The organism is Aeromonas sp. 19NY04SH05-1 (assembly GCF_040581895.1).
GTDB classification, from domain to species: domain Bacteria; phylum Pseudomonadota; class Gammaproteobacteria; order Enterobacterales; family Aeromonadaceae; genus Aeromonas; species Aeromonas enteropelogenes.
The window spans coordinates 1114335-1132315 of record NZ_CP095328.1 but is presented as its reverse complement, the minus strand read 5'-3'; the positions used below and the strand labels follow the sequence as shown (position 1 = coordinate 1132315).

General features: G+C 62.1%; 20 protein-coding genes. 15 read left to right on the top strand and 5 right to left on the bottom strand.

Annotated features, from left to right (window positions below):
- The first annotated feature begins 336 nt into the window (after positions 1-336).
- Genes frdA through frdD form a run of 4 tightly spaced genes read left to right on the top strand, consistent with a single transcriptional unit; the run spans position 337 to position 3630 of the window.
- On the top strand, positions 337-2121 hold the full coding sequence (frdA, locus tag MRK42_RS05335) for a fumarate reductase (quinol) flavoprotein subunit (RefSeq protein WP_026457016.1): 1785 nt from the start codon (positions 337-339) through the stop codon (positions 2119-2121).
- Complete coding sequence (locus tag MRK42_RS05330) at positions 2114-2848, top strand: succinate dehydrogenase/fumarate reductase iron-sulfur subunit (protein WP_026457017.1); 735 nt, start codon at positions 2114-2116, stop codon at positions 2846-2848. The genes frdA and MRK42_RS05330 overlap by 8 nt, the downstream gene beginning before the upstream one ends.
- Positions 2849-2864: 16 nt before the next feature.
- Positions 2865-3263: a fumarate reductase gene (locus MRK42_RS05325; RefSeq protein WP_026457018.1), complete on the top strand. Its 399-nt coding sequence runs from the start codon at positions 2865-2867 to the stop codon at positions 3261-3263.
- A gap of 10 nt (positions 3264-3273) precedes the next feature.
- Positions 3274-3630, top strand: a complete 357-nt coding sequence (gene frdD, locus MRK42_RS05320; RefSeq protein ID WP_026457019.1) for a fumarate reductase subunit FrdD — start codon at positions 3274-3276, stop codon at positions 3628-3630.
- Here the strand turns inward: frdD and MRK42_RS05315 are convergent, their stop codons facing one another.
- Positions 3631-3858, bottom strand: a complete 228-nt coding sequence (locus MRK42_RS05315) for a hypothetical protein (protein WP_156476441.1) — start codon at positions 3856-3858, stop codon at positions 3631-3633.
- A 40-nt stretch (positions 3859-3898) separates the two neighbouring features.
- Here MRK42_RS05315 and MRK42_RS05310 point away from each other — a divergent pair, with 40 nt between their 5' ends.
- The 3 genes from MRK42_RS05310 to MRK42_RS05300 are packed head-to-tail and all read left to right on the top strand — an operon-like array spanning position 3899 to position 6253.
- On the top strand, positions 3899-4630 hold the full coding sequence (locus tag MRK42_RS05310; RefSeq protein ID WP_042025688.1) for a nucleoside recognition domain-containing protein: 732 nt from the start codon (positions 3899-3901) through the stop codon (positions 4628-4630).
- Positions 4627-5094, top strand: a complete 468-nt coding sequence (locus MRK42_RS05305; protein WP_026457021.1) for a YjiG family protein — start codon at positions 4627-4629, stop codon at positions 5092-5094. Before MRK42_RS05310 ends, MRK42_RS05305 begins: the two co-directional genes overlap by 4 nt.
- 34 nt (positions 5095-5128) lie before the next feature.
- Positions 5129-6253: a M20 family metallopeptidase gene (locus MRK42_RS05300; RefSeq protein ID WP_338611874.1), complete on the top strand. Its 1125-nt coding sequence runs from the start codon at positions 5129-5131 to the stop codon at positions 6251-6253.
- Positions 6254-6320: 67 nt separating this feature from the next.
- Here the strand turns inward: MRK42_RS05300 and MRK42_RS05295 are convergent, their stop codons facing one another.
- From MRK42_RS05295 to MRK42_RS05285, 3 genes are all read right to left on the bottom strand, one after another.
- Entirely contained in the window at positions 6321-7070 is a 750-nt protein-coding gene (locus MRK42_RS05295; protein ID WP_338612435.1) for a hypothetical protein, read from the bottom strand.
- A gap of 98 nt (positions 7071-7168) precedes the next feature.
- Positions 7169-8392 carry a winged helix-turn-helix domain-containing protein gene (locus tag MRK42_RS05290; RefSeq protein WP_338611873.1) on the bottom strand — a complete coding sequence of 408 codons (1224 nt, stop codon included), beginning with the start codon at positions 8390-8392 and terminating at the stop codon, positions 7169-7171.
- Positions 8393-8458: 66 nt separating this feature from the next.
- Positions 8459-9100, bottom strand: coding sequence for a class I SAM-dependent methyltransferase (locus MRK42_RS05285; RefSeq protein WP_026458782.1), 642 nt, complete (start codon positions 9098-9100; stop codon positions 8459-8461).
- Positions 9101-9313: 213 nt separating this feature from the next.
- On the opposite strand from MRK42_RS05285, the gene MRK42_RS05280 reads away from it, so the two are divergent.
- From MRK42_RS05280 to MRK42_RS05250, 7 genes are all read left to right on the top strand, one after another.
- Entirely contained in the window at positions 9314-9985 is a 672-nt protein-coding gene (locus tag MRK42_RS05280) for a thermostable hemolysin (protein WP_061475613.1), read from the top strand.
- The gene (locus tag MRK42_RS05275) at positions 9982-11499 is read left to right on the top strand and encodes an AMP-dependent synthetase/ligase (RefSeq protein ID WP_354688918.1); all 1518 of its coding nucleotides are present in this window, start codon (positions 9982-9984) and stop codon (positions 11497-11499) included. Before MRK42_RS05280 ends, MRK42_RS05275 begins: the two co-directional genes overlap by 4 nt.
- Positions 11496-12149: an iron-containing redox enzyme family protein gene (locus MRK42_RS05270; RefSeq protein ID WP_026457851.1), complete on the top strand. Its 654-nt coding sequence runs from the start codon at positions 11496-11498 to the stop codon at positions 12147-12149. Before MRK42_RS05275 ends, MRK42_RS05270 begins: the two co-directional genes overlap by 4 nt.
- 28 nt (positions 12150-12177) lie before the next feature.
- Positions 12178-13011 carry an SDR family oxidoreductase gene (locus MRK42_RS05265; RefSeq protein ID WP_225633178.1) on the top strand — a complete coding sequence of 278 codons (834 nt, stop codon included), beginning with the start codon at positions 12178-12180 and terminating at the stop codon, positions 13009-13011.
- 1 nt (position 13012) lies between these two features.
- Positions 13013-13639, top strand: coding sequence for a tetratricopeptide repeat protein (locus MRK42_RS05260; RefSeq protein ID WP_338611871.1), 627 nt, complete (start codon positions 13013-13015; stop codon positions 13637-13639).
- 121 nt (positions 13640-13760) lie between these two features.
- Positions 13761-14447 carry a response regulator gene (locus MRK42_RS05255; RefSeq protein WP_026457848.1) on the top strand — a complete coding sequence of 229 codons (687 nt, stop codon included), beginning with the start codon at positions 13761-13763 and terminating at the stop codon, positions 14445-14447.
- A complete protein-coding gene (locus tag MRK42_RS05250; RefSeq protein WP_042025698.1) occupies positions 14444-15883 on the top strand; it encodes an ATP-binding protein in 1440 nt (479 codons plus the stop codon). Before MRK42_RS05255 ends, MRK42_RS05250 begins: the two co-directional genes overlap by 4 nt.
- Before the next feature lie 88 nt (positions 15884-15971).
- Here MRK42_RS05250 and MRK42_RS05245 read toward each other — a convergent pair whose 3' ends face one another.
- Positions 15972-16472, bottom strand: coding sequence for an ATP-dependent zinc protease (locus tag MRK42_RS05245; protein WP_338611870.1), 501 nt, complete (start codon positions 16470-16472; stop codon positions 15972-15974).
- Positions 16473-16851: 379 nt separating this feature from the next.
- Between MRK42_RS05245 and MRK42_RS05240 the strand changes: the two genes are divergently transcribed.
- The gene (locus MRK42_RS05240) at positions 16852-17895 is read left to right on the top strand and encodes a GMP reductase (RefSeq protein WP_338611869.1); all 1044 of its coding nucleotides are present in this window, start codon (positions 16852-16854) and stop codon (positions 17893-17895) included.
- The last annotated feature ends 86 nt before the right edge of the window (positions 17896-17981 follow it).

The following is a 17981-nucleotide window of genomic DNA, read 5'->3' as shown; positions in this document are numbered from 1 at the left end:
TCCAAAATTGTGACTGGTAATAATTCTCAATAAACATTTTTAATAAAAAACTTAAAAACTTTTTTGCGGATACCCAAAAAGAGAGGTAATTCTCATTTTGTTGAAAGAAAACTACGTACAATCCGGTAGTTAAAGTTTTCGCGGCTGTGTGTTCGATTGCTCAGTAACACTGAAAACCGGCGATAATTGCAACATTTTCATCCAGGGAACAGGGTGTTTGATAGAAAAATCACTAGTAAAAATGGAATAAAACCAAGCTGTTTGACTTGTATCAAACTTGAATTTTTTTCATAGAGCAAAATCGTGCCCAGCAAATCTATCCCTAAGGAGGCAGATGTGGATATTATCAAGACCGATGTTGCCATCATCGGCGCCGGTGGTGGTGGCCTGCGTGCCGCAATCGCCATTGCTGAAGCCCACCCGGAACTGGAGATCGCGCTGATCTCCAAGGTTTATCCGATGCGCAGCCATACCGTTGCTGCCGAAGGTGGTGCCGCCGGCGTCGTCCGTGATGATGACTCCCTGGAAAACCACTTCAACGATACCGTCTCTGGCGGTGACTGGCTGTGTGAACAGGACGTGGTGGAATACTTCGTCGAAAACGCCACCAACGAAATGATCCAGCTGGAACACTGGGGCTGCCCCTGGAGCCGCAAGCCGGATGGCAAGGCCAACGTCCGTCGTTTCGGCGGGATGAAGATCCCGCGCACCTGGTTTGCCGCTGACAAATCCGGTTTCCACATTCTGCACACCCTGTTCCAGACCTCCATCAAGTACCCGAGCATCAAGCGTTTCGACGAGCATTTCTGCCTTGATCTGATCGTGGAAGATGGCCGCGTCCAGGGCGTGCTGACCTTCGATATCCAGAACGGCATCACCCGTTTCATCCAGGCCAAGTCCGTGGTACTGGCTACCGGCGGTGCCGGTCGTGTCTACCGCTACAACACCAACGGTGGCATCGTCACCGGTGACGGCATGGCCCTGGCCTATCGTCACGGCGTACCGCTGCGCGACATGGAGTTCGTCCAGTACCACCCGACCGGTCTGCCGGGCACCGGCATCCTGATGACCGAAGGTTGTCGTGGTGAAGGCGGCATCCTGCTGAACAAGGATGGCTACCGCTACCTGCAAGACTACGGCCTGGGCCCGGAAACTCCGGTTGGCCAGCCGAAGAACAAGCACATGGAGCTGGGTCCCCGTGACCGTCTCTCCCAGGCATTCTGGCAAGAGCAGCAAAAAGGCCGCGTGATCCAGGGCCCGATGGGCGATGTGGTGCACCTCGACCTGCGCCACCTCGGCGAGAAGTACCTGAAAGAGCGTCTGCCCTTCATCTGCGAACTGGCCAAGGCCTACGTGGGTGTGGATCCGGTCAAGGAGCCAATCCCGGTACGTCCGACTGCCCACTACACCATGGGTGGTATCGAAACTGACGGCAAGTGCGCCACCCGTCTGGCCGGCCTCTACGCCGCCGGTGAGTGTGCCTCCGTCGGTCTGCACGGTGCCAACCGTCTGGGTTCCAACTCCCTCTCCGAGATCGTGGTATTCGGTAAAGTGGCCGGTGAACAGGCTGCCGAATTTGCCGCCACCCAGCAGCACGGCAACACCCAAGCGCTGGTCGCCAAGGCCGAGGCGCTCATCAAGCAGCACCTCTCCCTGCTCGATATCGACGGCACCGAAAACCCGGCCGATATTCGCAACGAACTGGGCATGTCCATGGAAGCCGGTGTCGGTATCTACCGTACCGAAGAGCTGATGCAGGGCACCATCGACAAGATCAACGAGCTGAAAGCCCGTTACAAGAAAATCAAGATCAACGACAAGTCCTCTGTCTTCAACACCGACCTGCTGTACGCCATCGAACTGGGCTACATGCTGGACGTGGCCGAAGCCATGGCTCACTCCGCCATCAACCGTAAAGAGTCCCGTGGTTCCCACCAGCGTCTGGACGGTTATGAGGAGCGTGATGACGTGAACTTCCTCAAGCACACTCTCTCCTTCTATAACGATGAAGGGGCCCCGACCATCGATTACTCCGATGTGAAGATCACTAAATCCCAACCGGCGAAACGCGTGTACGGTTCCGAGGGTGAGAAACAAGACGAGGCTAAGAAGAATGGCTGAGATGATCGAAATTGAAATCCTGCGCTACCGTCCCGAGCAGGATAACGAGCCCTGGATGCAGACCTTCCAGGTGCCTTACCTCAAAGAGATGTCCCTGCTGGATGCCCTGCAGTACATCAAGGATCACCTGGACTCTACCCTGAGCTTCCGCTGGTCCTGCCGGATGGCGATCTGCGGCTCCTGCGGCATGATGGTCAACGGCGTACCCAAGCTGGGTTGCAAGACCTTCCTGCGCGACTACCTGCCGGGCAAGATGACTATCGAGCCGCTCAACAACTTCCCGATCGAGCGCGATCTGGTGGTCGACATGTCCGACTTCATCGAGAAGCTGGAGAGCATCAAGCCCTACATCATCCCGAGCGAGCCGCGCAGCCTGTGCGATGGCGAGTACACCCAGACTCCGGCTGACATGGCGAAGTATCACCAGTTCTCCATGTGCATCAACTGCGGTCTGTGCTACGCAGCCTGCCCGCAATATGGCATCAACAAGAAGTTCACCGGTCCGGCGGCACTGGCTCTGGCCTATCGCTACAACGCCGACAACCGCGACAGCGCGTCCAAGGAACGGATGAAGATCCTGAGCCAGGACGAAGGTGTTTGGGGTTGTACCTTCGTGGGCTACTGCTCCGAAGTGTGCCCGAAAGGCGTGGACCCGGCCGCAGCCATCCAGCTTGGCAAGGTCGAGAGCGCCAAGGACTACATGATCGCCATGTTCAAGCCAGATTGAGATCAGGAATGAGACCATGAACAACACCCAAAGCAAACGTAAGCCTTACGTCCGCGAAATGAAGAAAGACTGGTGGCTGAAGAATGCCTTCTACACCGGTTACATGATCCGCGAGGGTACCAGTATCTTCGTCTCCATCTATGCCGTCGTGCTGATGTGGGGTCTGATGCGTCTGGTACAGGGTCAGGAAGCGTTCAACGGCTGGCTGGAATCCCTGCAAAGCCCGATCGCCATCCTGTTCCATGTGATTGCCCTGGCGGCCTGCCTGTTCCACGCCAAGACCTGGTTTGCCCTGGCGCCGAAAGCCATGCGCATCTTCCGGGGTGAAGACCTGGTGCCGGAGAAACCGATCGTGCTGGCCCAGTATGTGGCGCTGGCGGTGGTATCCCTGCTTGTCCTGATCATCGTGGCTTGAGGAGAAAACAATGAGACGTTCTGACGAACCAATTTACTGGGGTCTGTTTGGTGCAGGCGGCATGGTCGTCGCCATGCTGCTGCCGGTCATTGTCCTCATTACCGGTCTGCTGGTGCCCATGGGCATCATGGACGTGGAGACCATGAGCTACGATCGCGTGCACGCCTTCGCCAGCTCCTGGTGGGGTGCCTGCATCCTGCTGGTGATCATCGCCCTGCCCATCTGGCACGGCATGCACCGTATCTACCACGGTCTGCATGACCTGGGGATCCACACCACCAAGCTGCACCACTATGTGTTCTATGGCTTCGCCTTCCTGGTGTCCGCCATCACCATCGGTCTGCTGATGGTACTGGTATTCCAGTAATCACCACCGACTTGCATGACCAAACCGGGCCTCGCGCCCGGTTTTTTCTTTTCCGCCATCCGGCGCCCCTGTCATACCACCCACATAACGCCGCCATTCAAAAATCCCTGTAAAAACCGGATTTTTATCCATCAAAGCAACGATCGCCATCACATAAAACCACAACAAACACCAAAGACAGTGCGCCAGTTTGACCGCCATCAATTTACTGATAATTGCATCATTCATACTGCGAGCGATTAAATATTTATTCAGATGGAGCTAAATCATGACTGACAAATCACGCTCGGTAACGATAGGCAGTTACCTGGCACTGGCGTTCGCCATCGTCTTCTTTTCGGGGCTGTTGCAGTCCAACCAGTGGTACGGAGTGTTCGACTTCACCACACTGAACGGTTCGTTCGGCACCATGGTACAGAGCGTCAGCGAGAACGGCGACGGCCTCAAGACTGCCATGACCGACATGCGCGGCAAGGGGGGCAACGGCGCCCGCGACGGCTTCCTGTTTGCCCTGACCCTGATCCCCACCGTGATGTTCGCCCTCGGCATGATCAATGTGCTGGAACACTACGGCGCCCTGGATGCCGCCCGCAAGCTGCTAACCCCGCTGCTGCGCCCGCTGATGGGGATCCCGGGCAACACGGGCCTGGCGCTGATCGCCTCCCTGCAGAGTACCGATGCCGGCGCCGCCATGACCCGCCAGCTCAAGGATGAAGGGCTCATCACCAAGCGCGAGACCGACGTCTTCACCATGTTCCAGTTCTCCGCCGGTGCCACCATAGTCAACTTCTTCTCCTCCGGCGCCGTGCTGTTCACCCTGACCCTGGCCGATGGCAGCCCGGCGGTCAGCTCCTCCATCGGTCTCGCCGTGGTGGTGATGTTTGCCTTCAAATTTGTCGGTGCCAACCTGTTTCGGGTCTACCTCAACCTGACCGAAGGCAAAAACAGCGACAACACCCAGCACGCCACGACCCCCAGCACCCAGGAGCAAGCCAAATGAGCCAGGCCAACGTCAAGAAACCCATCGTCACCGATATCTTCGTCGAAGGGGCCAAGAAGGGATGGGTCATCGCCACCACCTCCACCGTCCCCAACGTGCTGATGGCCTTCGTCATCATCAAGGCGCTGCAGATCACCGGTGCCCTGGACGCCATGGGAGCCATCTTCTCTCCCATCATGGCGGTGTTCGGTCTGCCCGGTGAGGCAGCTGCCGTGCTGATCGGCGCCTGGATGTCCATGGGCGGCGCGGTCGGCGTGGTCATCACCCTGTTCGATCAGGGGATCCTCAACGGTACCCACATCGCCATCCTGGCCCCCGCCATCTACCTGATGGGCTCCCAGGTGCAGTACATGGGCCGCATCCTCGGCTGCATCGGCACCGAAGGGCGCTACATCCCCATCATGGTCGCCATCTCAGTGCTCAACGCCTTCGGCGCCATGCTGGTGATGAACATCCTTCTCTGACCCTTTTCGTACAACCACACACGTGGAGCAACCGATGACTTTTTCTCTGGATGAATACCTGGCCGAGCTGGCCCCTCTCATCAACCTGGATTGCGGCTCATTGCACCAACCTGGCATAACCGCAGTGGCGGATCTGATGGCCGCCAAATACGAGGCCATGGGTGGCTGGCACATCAAGCGGGTCGACTGCGGGGTAGCCGGGGTGGGACTGGAAATTCGCAACCAGCCTGATGCCGAGCAGATCGATGTGATGTTGATTGGCCATATGGACACCGTCTTCCCCCTCGGCACCGCCGCCGCCCGCCCGATGAGCGTCGATGGCGAGCGGGCCTACGGCCCCGGCGTCTCCGACATGAAATCCGGCTTGCTCAACATCGTCTATGCCCTGCGCGCCCTGCCCCGCGAGGTGCGCGACAGCCTGAGCATCTGCGTCTGCATGAACCCGGACGAAGAGATTGGCTCCCTGCACTCCAGCGACTGGCTGACCTCGGTAGCCAAACAGGCCCGTCAGGTGCTGGTGGCCGAAGCGGCCCGTGCCGACGGCTCCCTGGTCAAGGCGCGCAAGGGGATGGCCCGTTATCGCCTCGATTTCACCGGCAAGGCGGCCCACGCGGGCAACGAGCCGCAAAAGGGGCGCAGCGCCATCACCGAGCTGGGTCACTGGATCCTGGCCATCAATGCCCTCACCAACTTCGAGAGCGGCACCACCCTCAACATCGGTATCGTCGAGGGGGGCAATGGCGCCAACATAGTGCCGGCCCACGCCAGCGCCGTGGTAGATGTGCGTTTCTGGGACAATCAGGAGTACAGCCAGGTCAACGACCGGCTGCTGACCCTGGCCGAGCACCCTCATCTGGAAGGGGTCACCATCAAGCTGACTCGCGAGGCTCACAAACCGGCCATGGTGCCGTCAGAAGGAACCAAGGCCCTGATGGCCATCGTGGAGGAGTGTGGTCAGGATCTGGGTCTGCCCATCCGCTGGCAAGAGGTCGGTGGCGGCTCGGATGCCAACCTGACCGCCGCCCTCGGCATTCCGACCCTGGATGGTCTGGGCCCTATCGGCGCCGGTTTCCACAGTGACGAGGAGTATCTGGATCTGGCGAGCATTGCCCCGCGCATCGAGCTGCTGGTGAAGGTGCTGACCCGTCTGACCGCGTAATATCCACATTCATGACCAAGGCCAGCCGGTTTGCACCGGCTGGCCTTTTTTATATCCGGCGACGCCGTCACTCCAGCGGCGGCAGAAACTTCGCCATCACCTCGCGGGTATGCCCCTCCTCCTCAAAGGCCACCAGCGTCTGATCCAGCTGAGTAATGAGCTCCCGGGCCCGTGGCGATCCCTTGCTCACGATCAGATAGAACCCCTTGCGATTGGGTAGGCGCAGATGGGTCAAGCCGGGCTCGCTCTGGTAGATGCCAAGGCTGAGGCCGCTTAGCAGCGGCTCGACCGAATTTGGCAGAAAATCGCAGCGCCCCCGCGCCAGCAGGTCGAGTGCCTGCTGCAACCGCTTGACCCGCCGCAGCTTCTTGTTGATGCCATAGGGGGCATAGTTGTAGCCGAGCAGACCGCACATCCGGCCGCGGCTGGCCACCTCCAGATCCGGTGCCTCGGGGAAGCGGTGCTTGAGGTAGAAGAGGCCGAGGCGGGTGTGATAGAGGGGAACACTGTAGTAAACATGGGCCGCCAGCTCCGGCTTGTAGCTGGCATCCCAGGTCAGCTCGCACAGGCCGTTTTGGCCATAGTCGACCAGTTCCTGCTTGACCCTGGCCCATGGCAGGTAGCGGATCTGGTGAGACAGGCCATTCTGGCGCAAGGCATCGAGCACCAGGGTCGCCGCTGCCCCGGTCAGCCGTTCGGGTTCCGGCACGCCGTTGTGGCGCACCCAATAAGTGTAGGGAGGCCATTCACTGCCATTGCCGAGGCAGATCCGCACCGGCGCGTCACTCTCCTGTGCCGAGGCGACCGGCATCAGCATGGCAAGGATCACGCCCGACAGCAGCCAGAATCCCTTCATCCCTCTTCTCCCATGTGCCAATCCCCTGAGTGCAGAGCGTCTTGCCCTCTGTGCTACCCTCACAGCCCCTGCCCCGGGCGCCATAGCGCCAACAGGGGGGGCGGAATATCGCCATAGGCCAGGATCGGTGTCTGATGCCACTGCGCCAGCTTTTGCAGCGCCTTCCCCAGCTCCCCTGCCAGGGTGCGGGTCACCCTGACCCCCGCCTCCAGATAGAGGTTCTTTATCTCGAAGATCCCCTGCTGGCGATGGGCCTTGGCATCCATCCTGCCCACCAGTTTGCCGCGATGCAGCAGCGGCAGCACGAAGTAGCCATACTGGCGCTTGTGCGCCGGGGTATAGCACTCGATGCGGTAGTCGAACTCGAACAGCTCGCGGGCCCGCCTGCGATCCCACACCAGAGGATCAAAGGGCGACAAGGCCGTGGTATGGGTCGCCCTGAGGCTGCCCGCCTGCGCCTTGGCCAGCTCGTCAGCCAGCGAGGCGTGAACGAAGGCGCCATGCTGCCATCCCTCCACCCGCACCGGCAACAGCTCCCCTTCATCCGCCAGTTGATGGAGCAAGGCATCGTATTTGCCACGTCGCAGCCGGTAGTAGTCGGCCACCCAGCCGGCCTTGACCAGCCCCAGCGCCCGGCAGCTGGCACGCACCATCTCTCGCTGCGCCGTCTCCGGGCTCGGCAGATCCCGCTCGTCGCACCAGCCGGGCATGACCCGCTCTGCCAAATCATAGACCCGCTGGAAGTTACGCCGCTCGCGCACCATCAGACGCCCCGCGGTGAAGAGCACCTCGAGATGGCGCTTCTCCGGCTTCCAGTCCCACCAGCCGTTGCCCTTCTCCCCCTGGCGCGCAAAGTCGGCCGCTCGCACCGGCCCTTGCTGGCGGATCTGCTCGAGTAGCCGGTCAATGTCCTGTTGATGGGTGGTGAGCCAGTGGGCCGAAAACTTCCAGCCCATGGCGGCAGGATCCAGCATGCGATGACGCAGCAGCCGGTAATCCTCGCGGGGAATGAAGCAGGCCTCATGGGCCCAGTATTCGAAAATGTCGCCGTCGGCCAGCAGTTGCTCGAGCCAGCCGGGTTCGTAGTGTCCGAGCCGGCTGAACAGCACCAGATAGGGGCTGCGCGCCACCACCGAGATGGTGTCTATCTGCAACAGCGCCATGCGGCGGATGGTGGCCAGCAGATCCGCCGGGCGCGCCTTGCTGCGGCGCGGGGCGAGCAGGCCCTGGGCTGCCAGTTGCAGATGACGGGCATCCTGCAACGACAGATGGGGAATGGACATGGATCACCGCTCCTTGGTATCAGATCATCAGCATGCCCAACTCATCGTCAAATGAAAATGGCGGGGTCAGGGTTTGGTGAACAGGGCCACATCGGCGTGGGGAAACTCGACCTCTGCCTGCCAGCTGGCCGCCAGGGTGCGAAACGACGCCTCGGCGAAGAAGACGATGTGGGTCGGATCGTGGCGATAGCGCCAGGTTTTGAAGCGCTCGTCACCGAGCACCCGCTGGGTCTGCAACACCAGAATGCCGCCGGGCTTGAGGCAGCGCCACAGCAGATCCAGTGCAACCCGTGGCTCGGCGATGTGTTCGATCACCTCTGTGCTGGTGATGAAGTCATACTGCTGTGCCAGCAGCGCCGGTTCGTCGGCGTAGAACTTGTCATACCCCGCCATCACATAGCCCGCTTCCCGGCCCATGGCGATCAGGGCCGGCCCCGGGCCACAGCCAAAATCGAGGCCGCTGGCAGGCGTCGGCACCCGGGCCAGCACCTCGCCAAAGGGCCGCATCAAAAAGGCACGATAACGGGGATCATCCACCCGGTTGTCATGGCCGTCATAGACCGCCTTCTCCCCCTCGGCATCCAGATGCTCCGCCGCATCCAGCCAGACCAGCTCGCACCGCTCGCAGCGGTAATAACGCTTGCCCGCCACCGGCAGGGGGTAGGCCTGATGGCTGGCACACAGGGGGCAGCAGGGGGTGGATGACATGACGATACCTCTGGCAAGTGACAGCCGGGCAGATTGCCTGCCCGCCCCGCCGCTGGCAACTGTTTTATCGCCGCCAGGCCACTGCATATCGAGACCAGCAGCCCTTGCCAGCCGTCATGACCGCCATCCGGTCATGGCAACTTTTTGCGCCCCTTAAGGCTTTCTTAAGTTTGCCCTTTTAGGCTCAACTCATCGCAAGAGAAGGAGCATTCCATGACCACAGAGATCCAGGCACCCTACCGCTTGATGCTGGCCGACTCCCCGCAGCAGGTCATGGCGTTGCAGGCCTATATCCAGGCGGCCTACACCCAGGAATTCAACGCCCGCATTCCCCATTTCCTGCCCTGCCTGCTTGGGCTCTACCGTGCCGACGGCGTGCTGGTCGGTGCCTGTGGTCTCAACCTGGCCAGCGCGGGGGCGCTCTATCTGGAGCAATATCTGGAGCACCCCGTAGAGGCGGCCATCGAGACCCGCCTCGGGGTACGCCCGGAGCGCCAGCGCATCATAGAGGTGGGCAATCTGGCCTGCAGCGAGCCGGGCAATGCCCGCCTGATGTTTGCCGCGCTCTGTCGCCTGCTGTGTGACAACGCCCTCGACTACGTGGTGTTCACCGGTACCGCCAAGCTGCGCAACAGCTTTCATCGCCTGCGCCTCGATCCGGTGGAGCTGGCTCCCGCCCAGGCGCATCAGGTGGGAGAAGATGCCGCCGCCTGGGGAGAATACTACCGCTGCCAGCCCAGAGTGATGGTGGGTGACCTCAATCAGGGGCGCGAGGTGCTCGCCCAGAGCAGCCTGCTGCTCAACCTGCTGGCCCCCATGCCCGCCCTGTTCGACGACTCCCGAGAGGCCTGCCGTATGGCTCGTGATAAAAGGTGCGCCCAATGACGCTGTTTGATGCCATCGCCAGCACGGCGAAGCAGAACCCGACACAGCCGGCCCTGATGGATAGCCGGCAGCAACTGGATTACCGCCAGCTGTGGCAGCAGATCCTGCACCTGGCCGACGAGCTGCAACAGGCGCAGATCCGGCGCCTGGCCTTGCAACTGGATAACGGCCTGCCCTGGGCGCTGATCGATCTGGCCTGCACCCGGGCGGGAATCGTGGTGATCCCCGTCCCCCACTTCTTCAGCCAGGCCCAGCAGGCGTGGTTGCTCGAGAGCAGCGGCGCCGATGCCCTGGTAGGCCCGGCCCATCCTGACTGGCACCCGGCCGCCCCCCTGGTGTTGACGGTGACCTCCCTCGCCGACGGTACGCCCGGCGAGCTGACCATCCCCCTGTGGCGGCACGTCCCGCTCAACCCGCCGGCCCTGCCCGCAGGCACCGCCAAGATCACCTACACCTCGGGCACCACGGGGCAACCCAAGGGGGTCTGCCTCTCCCTGGCCCGGATGATGGCGGTCTGCCAGTCACTGGCAGAGCGGGTCGCCCCGGCCCGGGTGGAGCAGCATCTCACCCTGTTGCCACTGGCGACCCTGCTCGAGAACCTGACCGGCCTCTACGTGCCCCTGTTGACCGATGCCTGCAGCCGCATCCCGTCACTCGGGGAAATCGGCTTCTCCGGCTCCAGTGCCCTCAACCCGGCCATGCTGGCCCAGGCGCTGCTGCGCTGGCCCAGCCACAGCCTGGTGCTGGTGCCCGAGCTGCTGCGCCTGCTGCTGGTGCTGGCCGGCAACAACCCGGCGCTGCTGCGCCAGTTGCAGGGGCTGCGTTTTATCGCCGTCGGGGGGGGCAAGGTGGCCCCCGAGCTGATCGCTCGCGCCCGCGCCGCCGGTCTGCCCGTCTATGAAGGGTATGGCCTCTCCGAATGCTGCTCCGTGGTGGCGCTCAACAACCCGCAGGCGGACAGGCCCGGCAGCGTCGGTCGCCCCCTGCCTCACTGCCGGGTCACCATCGCCGGAGATGGCGAGATCCTGGTGAGCGGCAACGCCATGCTGGGCTATCTCGGCCATGGGGATGCCGCCCACGATGAGGCCGCCACCATCGCCACCGGCGATCTCGGCTACCTGGATGAGGATGGATACCTGCACATCACCGGGCGCAAGAAGAATGTCCAGATCACCGCCTTTGGTCGCAACTTCTCCCCCGAGTGGGTAGAGGCCGAGGCCCAGCTCTGCCCCGCCATTGCCCGCATTGTGGTCTTTGGCGACGGCCAGCCGGCCAACGTGGCGCTGATCCAACCCCTGCCCGGCAGCGAAGCGGATCTGCCCCGCCAGATCGCGCAGCTGAACAGCCGGCTGCCCGACTACGCTCGCCTGCACCACTGGTTGCCGGTAGCACTGGATCAGTCCCCCGGGCTGCTGACCGCCAACGGTCGGCCCCGTCGCAACGAGATTTATCAACACTTTTCCCGGCAGATCAGCCAGTGCCTCAGCGAAGGCCTCACAGGAGAATCAGCATGAGCTTCTACCAGACCCTGCAACAAGCCACTTCCCAGGAGCGCGAGCACCTGTTCAATGCGCCCATCATCGAGGCTTGCCGCCGTGGCGACATCCAGCGCGAGACCTACCTCGCCTTCCTGACCGAAGCCTATTACCACGTGCGCCACACGGTTCCCCTGCTGATGGCAACTGGTGGCAAGCTGGGTCAGGAGTACGAGTGGGTACGCGCGGCCATCAAGGAGTACATAGAGGAGGAGTACGGCCATCAGGAGTGGATCTTAAGCGACATCCGCGCCTGCGGCGGGGATGCCGAGGCGGTGCGCCACGGCCAGCCCGGTCTGCCTATCGAGCTGATGGTGGCCTTCCTCTACGACCAGATCCAGCGGGGCAATCCCATGGGTTTCTTCGGCATGGTGCAGGTGCTGGAGGGAACCAGCGTCGCCATCGCCCTGACGGTGGCGGATCAGATCAAGAGCGGGCTCGGACTGCCTCCCCAGGCGATGAGCTACCTGAGCTCCCATGGTGCCCTGGATCAGGAGCATCTCAAGTTCTTCGAATCCCTGATGAACCGGGTGGAGAACCCTGCCGACCAGGCCGCCATCATCCATGCCGCCCGCGTGGTCTACCGCCTCTATGGCGAGATGCTCTACAACCTGACCGCCCGGGCGTGAACCGCCCACAGTGAAGGAAGCACATACTATGCAACTTGAAGGGAAACGCGTACTGCTCACCGGAGCCAGCGGCGGCATAGGGGAAGAGCTGGCGCAGGAGCTGGCGGCCCAGGGGGCCCATCTGCTGTTAAACGGACGACGAGGTCCGGCACTGGAGCGGCTGCGAAAGTCCCTGCCCCATCCGGAGCGCCACCAGGTGCTGATCGCCGATCTGGGATCGTCCCAGGAGCGGGCCAGGTTGCTGCAGCATCCCCTGCTGGAAGAGGGGATCGACGTCTTGATCAACAACGCAGGCTGCAACCAGTTTGCCTGGCTCGAGGATCAGAGCAGCGAACAGGTGGAACGGCAGCTGCGGCTCAACATCGAGGCCCCCATCCAGCTGACCCGGACCCTGCTCCCGCAGATGCGCAAACCCGGCATCATCATGAACGTGGGGTCGAGTTTTGGCAGCATCGGCTACCCCGGCTACAGCGTCTACTGCGCCAGCAAGTTCGCCCTGCGTGGTTTTAGCGAGGCGCTGGGACGGGAGCTGGAGGGAAGCGGTATCAAGGTGCTGCACTTTGCCCCCCGCGCCACCCGCACCCGTCTCAACTCGGAGGCCGCCTTTGATCTGAATGCCGAGCTCGGCACCCACACCGACAGCCCCCAGGAGGTGGCCGAAGAGGCGGTTATCGCCCTGTGCAACGAGACCCGCCGCCGCTGGCTCGGCTGGCCGGAGCAGCTGTTCGTACGTCTCAACGCCTTGCTGCCCGGCATCGTCGACAAGGCGCTGGCCAAGCAGCTGCCCATCATCGAACGCTATGCCCGACATCTGCCGCACGAGGCGCTGCCCCATTCCATCCCGACCAAGAAGGAGTCCTGATATGACCCGGATTGCTTGCAAATACGGCGTCCTAGCCATCCTGCTGGGGGCCGCCGGCGCCCAGGCGGCAGACGATGCCCTGATCCCCATCCAGCAGCAATGGGCCGTCTGCCAGTACCAGCAGGTCGACAAGGCCAAGGAGCGCTGCCTGGAGACCCTGAGCGGCCAGGCCGAACAGGCCAGTGCCAAGGAGCCCTTTCGCACCGATCTGCTGATCTGGTCGGCCATCGTCAAGAGCACCTGGGCCGGCGCCAAGGGCGGCCTGGGGGCGCTCGGGCTGGTGAAGGAGGCCAAGGCCAAGCTGGAGCTGGCCCTCAAGCAGGATCCCAAGGCCCTCGACGGCTCGGCTTACACCAGCCTGGGCTCCCTCTACTATCAGGTGCCCGGCTGGCCGGTCGGCTTTGGCGATGACGAGAAGGCGGAGCAGCTGCTCAAGCAGGCGCTCGCTATCAACCCCGCCGGCATCGACCCCAACTTCTTCTATGGCGACTTCCTGCTCGATCAGGGGCGCAAGGCAGAAGCAAAAACCTATCTGGACAAGGCGCTGACCGCCCCAGCCCGCCCGGGGCGCGAGCTGGCCGACGAGGGTCGCCGCAGCGAAATTCGCGAACGCCTCGCCAAGCTGTAAAAAGCCAGCCTGATCAGACAGCTATTTAAACTCTGCCCACCAGCTTGCATACTGGTGGGCAGAGTCGTTTATGTCGTAAAGCCGGGTAACCGGCTTGTTCCCTGACGTGATGGAGAGAGAGATGCGCATCCTGCTGGTAGAAGATGACGTGATGCTGGGCGATGGCATGCAGGATGCCCTGCGCCACAGCGGATACACGGTGGACTGGTTGCAGCAGGGGTTGCCCGCCCTGGCGGCCCTCAAGAGCGACGAATTTGCCGCCCTCATCCTCGACCTCAACCTGCCGGACATCGACGGCCTCAGCCTGCTGCGCAAGCTGCGCCGGGAGGGACACCAGCTGCCGGTGCTGATCCTCACCGCCCGCGATGCCCTCGACGATCGGGTGATCGGGCTGGATGCAGGCTCTGACGACTACATGGTCAAACCCTTCGCCCTGCAGGAGCTCAACGCCCGCCTGCGTGCCCTGGTGCGCCGCAGCAAGGGGCAGGCCCAGGCGATGGTGGAGTATGGCGACATCCTCATTTATCCCGAATCCCAGCAGGTCACCTATCAGGGGGAAGCGGTCAAGCTCACTCCCCACGAGTACAAGCTGCTGCTGGAGCTGCTCAGCCAAAGCGGCCGGGTGCTGAGCAAGGAGCAGTTGCAGCAGAGCCTCTATGGCTGGGATGAAGGGGCCGAGAGCAATGCGGTGGAGGTTCACATCCACCACCTGCGCAAGAAGTTCTACAGCGACCTTATCCGCAACATCCGCGGGGTCGGCTACATCATTCCCCAGCTCGATCAGGCAGGACGGACCCAGGCACGATGAGACGCTCGAGCTCCATTCGCCGCTTTCTGCTCACCGGCATCCTGACCCTGGTGAGCGTGAGCCTCACCATCAGCACCTTCATCGGCTACATGGAGGCAAGCCACGAGATGGAGGAGCTGTTCGACGCTCGTCTTGCCCAGTCGGCCCGCATCACCAACAAGCTGCTGGCCCGCTACATGGCACAGGAGGGGCCGCTCCCCCTGGATGGCACCATCTATCAAGAGTGGGAGCAGCAAAATCCCGATGGCTGGCAGAAAGACAAGAGCCTCAATATCACCGGTGAGGACAGGGAGATCACCCCCTATGGTCACGAGTTCGAACGCAACCTCTACTTTCAGCTGCTGAACGAGCAGGGAAATCTGCTGCTGAGCTCCCCTAGCGCCCCGCGCCAGCCGCTGGTCACTCTGACCCGCGGCTTCGATACGGTGGAAAAGGATCACCACCATTGGCGCACCTTCACCCTCTACAACGAGGAGGAGCGAACCTGGCTGGTGGTGGCGGAGCGGGATGACGAGCGCAGCGAGCTGGCCAGTAAGATGGCGACCCTCGCCATGCTGCCGCTGCTCATCACCCTGCCCTTCCTGCTGGGGTTGCTGTGGTGGCTGATCACCCATGGCCTGGCCCCCTTGCGTCAGCTGGCCCAGGCCATCAGCGAGCGCCACCCCGCCAACCTGACTCCCCTCAACCTCAAGGCGGACGCTCAGGAGCTGACGCCGCTGGTCAACGAGATAAACCGCCTGATGCAGGCGCTGGCCGAAACCCTGGAGCGGGAGAAACAGTTCACCAACGAAGCGGCCCACGAGCTGCGCACCCCGCTGGCGGTGCTCAGGATCCACAGCGAAAACGCCCTGGCGGCGGACGATGAGGAGAGCCGCCGCCAGTCGCTGCACAAGATGCTGCAGGCCCTGGATCGCAGCGATCGCCTGATCCGCCAACTGCTGACCCAGGCGCGCATCGACAACCAGCAGGAGGTCGTGCTGGTCGAACTGGAGATAGGCCACCTGCTGCAAGGTACCCTGGCGACCCTGGCTCCCATCGCCCTGCAAAAGGATCAGCAATTGTCGCTCGAGAGCGATACGCCACTGCGGGTAATGGGGCAGGCCACCCTGCTCGAGCTGCTGTTTGGCAACCTCATCGACAATGCTCTGCGCTACACCCAGCCAGGTGGCGAGATCCGGGTGCAGGTGCGGCGGGAGGGAAGCCGGGTGAGAGTGGATGTGAGCGACAACGGGCCCGGCATCCCGGACCACGCCCTGTCACGGCTGTGCGAGCGCTTCTATCGGGTCAATCCCCAGCAGGGGGACGGGGTCGGCCTTGGCATGGCCATCGTCTCGCGCATCGCCCAGCTGCATGGTGCCGATCTCGATGTACACAACCTGCCGGACAGGGGTCTAGAAGTGAGTCTCTGGCTGCCGCTGTCGGCCAGCGCCAAATAAATTACTCGGTAGATAAACAGAGGGGCCGCTTGCTGCGGCCCCTCTGTTTGGCTGTACATCTGTTTGGCTGCACATCGGCAGCGCAGATTTAGCGACAATCCGGCTGGCGAGTGAAGGTGCGACCTGCATCCACCGGCCCCATCTCTTCCAGCATACGGCGCCCCAGCAGCACCGGATAGATCATCTTGCTGCGATCCCGCAGGGTAAACCAACCCTCATAGATCCGGCTCCCCACACAGACGGACATGGTCACGACCGGCCGCTTCTGTTTCTCCTTGCCCCCGGCGCCGCGCACCGTCACGTGACGTTCCACCGGCCGTTCAAACTGCCGGGATACCTGTTTGCCGCTGTCGGCATCGGTCACCCGCAGCCAGAAGCGTACCCAGGGTTTGCCATCGCGCGTGAATTGCTCCAGATCCTGAGCATCCATTGAAGAGGTGCGCGCCCCCGTATCCAGCTTCATCTTGACTGCCACGCCGGTGGGGAGGATCAGCCCCTTCTCCACCCAGCCATACCCTTCCTGCGGCGCCGCCAGTGCGCTGCCGCAGAGGGCCAATATCAGTGCCGTGCCTGCTATCCACTTGCTCATACCACAACCTCAGCCGTCTCATCTTCACAAGGTGAGGCCCAGACTTATCACACTGTCTTGCGAGGGGACATCGCTTTGTGCCGGGCGGTAGCCCAGGAGGGCGGAGGGGGATGACGAGGCGACAACCAATGTCTGGCGATGGGAAATGGCGGGGTAAGAGAAACGCCGGGTTAGCCTTGGATGAAACCATCGGCCAACCTCAGGTTGTGACGCCAAAGGCTACCACAACAGTTGGTGAAATATCAGTCTTGTTCCGGGGGGATTTTTGCCTACACTGTTGTAAACCGGAGGCCCTGAAAACCCCCGGTTTTTTTGTGCCTGCCGAAAATTTGCCACTGCAACAGTGACGCATCACTCAAGGCTCAATAAGGAATTTGCAATGCGTATCGAAGAAGACTTGAAGCTCGGTTTCAAGGATGTCCTGTTTCGCCCCAAGCGCTCTACTCTCAAGAGCCGTTCCCAAGTCAGCCTGACCCGTCAGTTCACCTTCAAGCACACCCGGACCCAATGGCAGGGGGTGCCCGTCATCGCCGCCAACATGGATACCGTCGGCAGCTTCGCCATGGCCCGCGCCCTGGCAGGTTTCGAGATGATGACGGCGGTGCACAAGCACTACAGCCTCGCGCAGTGGCAAACCTTCGTGAACGAAACCGACCCGGCCCTGCTGGGTCATGTGATGGTATCGACCGGCACTTCGGACGAAGACTTCGTCAAGACCCGCCAGATCCTCGCCATGTCCGAGGCGCTGCGCTTCATCTGCGTGGACGTGGCCAACGGCTACTCCCAGCACTTCGTCGAGTTCCTGCGCAAAATCCGTGAAGCCTGCCCGAACCACGTCATCCTGGCGGGCAACGTGGTGACCGGCGAGATGGTGGAGGAGCTGATCCTCTCCGGCGCCGACATCGTCAAGGTGGGCATTGGCCCGGGCTCGGTCTGCACTACCCGGGTCAAGACCGGTGTCGGCTATCCCCAGCTCTCCGCCATCATCGAATGTGCCGATGCGGCCCACGGCCTTGGTGGCCAGATCGTCGGCGACGGCGGCTGCACCTGCCCGGGGGATGTAGCAAAAGCCTTCGGCGGCGGCGCCGACTTCGTGATGCTGGGGGGCATGCTGGCGGCCCATGAGGAGTGTGGCGGCGAGATCATCGATGTGGATGGCGAACCCTTCATGAAGTTCTACGGCATGAGCTCGTCGAGTGCCATGGACAAGCACGCCGGCGGCGTCGCCGAATACCGTGCCTCCGAGGGCAAGACAGTGCTGCTGCCCTATCGCGGCCCGGTGGAGAATGCCGTGCGCGATATCTTGGGGGGCGTGCGCTCCACCTGCACTTATGTCGGAGCCAGCCAGCTCAAGGAGCTCACCAAGCGCACCACCTTTATCCGGGTGCGCGAGCAGGAGAACAACGTCTACGGCAAGGAGTGATCTGCCAGACCACCCGCGACCTGCTAACGGTTAGAAGCCTGTCCACCGGTGTGCTACCCTGCGCACCGGTTTTTTTGCATCTGGAT